Raw genomic sequence first — 2,629 nt, 5'->3', positions numbered from 1 at the left:
TGGCTTTTTTTATACAAAAAAATATTTAGGAGAGAATTTATGATGAATTAATAATAAAACATTTTAACTAGAGAAATAAATGATGAAAGAGAAACTCATTTTAGTATATTCAGGAAGACTAGGTACATCTGTAATTATTTCGTGATTAAATTTAAGTTTAATATAAATTTTTTTAACTTATGGAGGGATTAACTATGAAAAGAAATTTTAGTAAAATGTTATTTTTGTCATTGTTATTATTGAAAACAGCTTTGTATGCTCAAGAAAAACTTTATGTAGGTACAGATGCCACTGAGTTTCCACCCTTTGAATATATTGAAAATGGTGAAATTAAAGGATTTGATATTGATTTAATTAAAGAGATAGGAAAGTTATTAGATAAAGAAATTATAATTAAAAATATTCAATTTGATGGTCTGATCCCAGCTTTACAAACTGGGAAATTAGATATTGTTATAGCAGGTATGACGGTCACAACTGAAAGAGAAAAAAACATAAATTTTTCTAAGCCATACTATACATCTAAACAATTACTAATTATGGATAAGAAGACTAATTTAGATACCCTTCAAAGCTTAAATGGACATAAAGTTGGTGTTGTTCTTGGGTGCACTGGTGATATTATTGCAACAGAAATACAAGATTTTATAACTATTTATAGATATAATACGACCTCTGAATCTATAATGGCTTTAAATGCTAATAAAATCCATGCCGTTATTTTAGATTCAGAACCAGCTAAAAATTTTGTTAAAAACAATCCTAATTTAAAATACATTGATAATGAATTAGCTAGAGAAGATTATGCTATTGCTGTTGGAAAAGAAAATTTATCTCTTGTAAAAGATATAAACTCTGCTTTAGAAACATTAAAATCAAATGGAGTATTTGAAAATTTAAATAAAAAATATTTTGTAGAAAATTAACTTATGGAGGATGTTATGTTTAAGAATATTATTGTTAGAAAACCAAGTAAAACAATTTGCAAGGGTATTACCTCTTCACCAGAATTAGGACAACCTAATTACGAAATAGCTTTAAAACAACATTTAGCATATATTAATGCTTTAAAATCATGTGATGTTAATGTTATTGAACTTGAAGCTTTAGAAGAATTTCCAGATTCATGTTTTGTAGAAGATATTGCTGTTCTAACTAAAGAATGTGCCATTATAACTAATCCAGGAGCTTTATCTAGAAATAAAGAAATTGAATATATTATTAATGTTATTGAACAATTTTATCCAAAAAATAAAATTGAATATATCAAATCACCTGGAACTTTAGATGGTGGAGATGTTATGATGGTAGGAAACCATTTTTACATTGGTAAATCAGATAGAACAAATAAGGAAGGTATCAATCAATTCATTTCAATATTAACTAAATATAATTTATTTGGATCTGAAGTTACTTTGAATGAAGTATTACATTTAAAAACAGGAATTAATTATATAGAAAATAATAATATACTTGTTTCTGGAGAGTTTATAGATAAAAATGAATTTAAAAATTTTAACAAAATTATTGTTCAAGATAATGAGTCTTATGCTGCTAATTGTATTTGGATAAACGGTACTGTTATCATTCCTTTTGGATATCCTCAAGTTCAAAAGAAAATTCAAAATTTAGGCTATAAAACTATTACTGTTGATACATCTGAATTTAAAAAAATAGATGGAGGTCTCAGTTGTTTATCTTTAAGATTTTAAAGTTATTTAGGCAAAAATGTTATAATAATATGAAAATTCAAAGTATGAATATCATAAAATATCGTAAAAATGTGCGAATGAGTAGTTATATGAGCTAACGTATTGAGAAAAATCAGTTTTAGGAAATATTATTCCATATTTAATATGGAATAATATTTCTAAAAGAATAAGATTAAAGTTACATTTTAGTTTCTGAGAATAGCTTTTTTTACCTCGATAATTCATATATCTTAATATATTTTTGATTTGATATACCATAAAACATTGCCTTTTAATTTCAGGAAAAATAGTTAAAATCGTCTCGCTAAAACTTTTTAAAATATCAATAGAAATTATAAAAGTATTCTCAAAAAATTTATTAGCAATTCTACTAACTTCTGATTTTAAAAATATTAATAACTCAGAAGATAAAATATATATATAATTTTTACAATTTACGCTAAATCTGATACGCTTGCAAAAATATTTCAAGTCGAAAATCTTTGCATCTATTTTTTGTTTTTAGTTAACAGATTCGATAAATAGAATTTCATCTTTTCTTCCAAAATGCTCATTTTTTTCAACAACAACATTTTCACCTAAAATTATTCTATTAACAAAACTACCCTCTTTTAAAACTGCTCCAGCTAAAATGACACTGTTATGTACTTTAGCTCCCTCTTCAACAAAAACCTCAGAAGAGATAATAGAATTAATAACTTCTCCTTTTATAATACACCCTTCTGAAATAATAGAGTTTTTAACAACAGCAGTTTCTTCAAGAAGATGACCAGGTTTATTTGTAGCTTGAGAATATATTCTCCAATTTTTGTCAAAAAGATCAATAGGATTTGAGCTATCTAACAAATCCATATTTGCAGCCCAAAGACTTTCAATAGTTCCAACTGGTATTAAGTCAAGTTTTTAAACATAACTTT

At 25.2% G+C, this 2,629-nt stretch carries 3 protein-coding genes; 2 read left to right on the top strand and 1 reads right to left on the bottom strand.

Translation table 11 applies throughout. The features are described from left to right. Positions 1-194: 194 nt before the first annotated feature. Both HMPREF0202_RS04370 and HMPREF0202_RS04365 read left to right on the top strand, forming a co-directional pair. On the top strand, positions 195-926 hold the full coding sequence (locus HMPREF0202_RS04370; RefSeq protein WP_040406355.1) for a basic amino acid ABC transporter substrate-binding protein: 732 nt from the start codon (positions 195-197) through the stop codon (positions 924-926). A gap of 15 nt (positions 927-941) precedes the next feature. Then, the gene (locus HMPREF0202_RS04365) at positions 942-1,712 is read left to right on the top strand and encodes a dimethylarginine dimethylaminohydrolase family protein (protein ID WP_040406353.1); all 771 of its coding nucleotides are present in this window, start codon (positions 942-944) and stop codon (positions 1,710-1,712) included. A gap of 501 nt (positions 1,713-2,213) precedes the next feature. Here the strand turns inward: HMPREF0202_RS04365 and HMPREF0202_RS04360 are convergent. Further along, entirely contained in the window at positions 2,214-2,564 is a 351-nt protein-coding gene (locus tag HMPREF0202_RS04360; protein WP_023052077.1) for a GlgC family sugar phosphate nucleotidyltransferase, read from the bottom strand. Between the last annotated feature and the right edge of the window lie 65 nt (positions 2,565-2,629).

This window comes from Cetobacterium somerae ATCC BAA-474 (assembly GCF_000479045.1).
Lineage (GTDB): Bacteria > Fusobacteriota > Fusobacteriia > Fusobacteriales > Fusobacteriaceae > Cetobacterium_A > Cetobacterium_A somerae.
Note: the sequence above shows the minus strand (reverse complement) of the source record. Positions and strands in the feature narration are given on the sequence as shown.

What these genes read in the sequence shown, in the direction of transcription:
- HMPREF0202_RS04360 (WP_023052077.1), bottom strand. Translation starts at nt 2,564, where the DNA reads ATGGATTTGTTAGATAGCTCAAATCCTATTGATCTTTTTGACAAAAAT.
- HMPREF0202_RS04365 (WP_040406353.1), top strand. Translation starts at nt 942, where the DNA reads ATGTTTAAGAATATTATTGTTAGAAAACCAAGTAAAACAATTTGCAAG.
- HMPREF0202_RS04370 (WP_040406355.1), top strand. Translation starts at nt 195, where the DNA reads ATGAAAAGAAATTTTAGTAAAATGTTATTTTTGTCATTGTTATTATTG.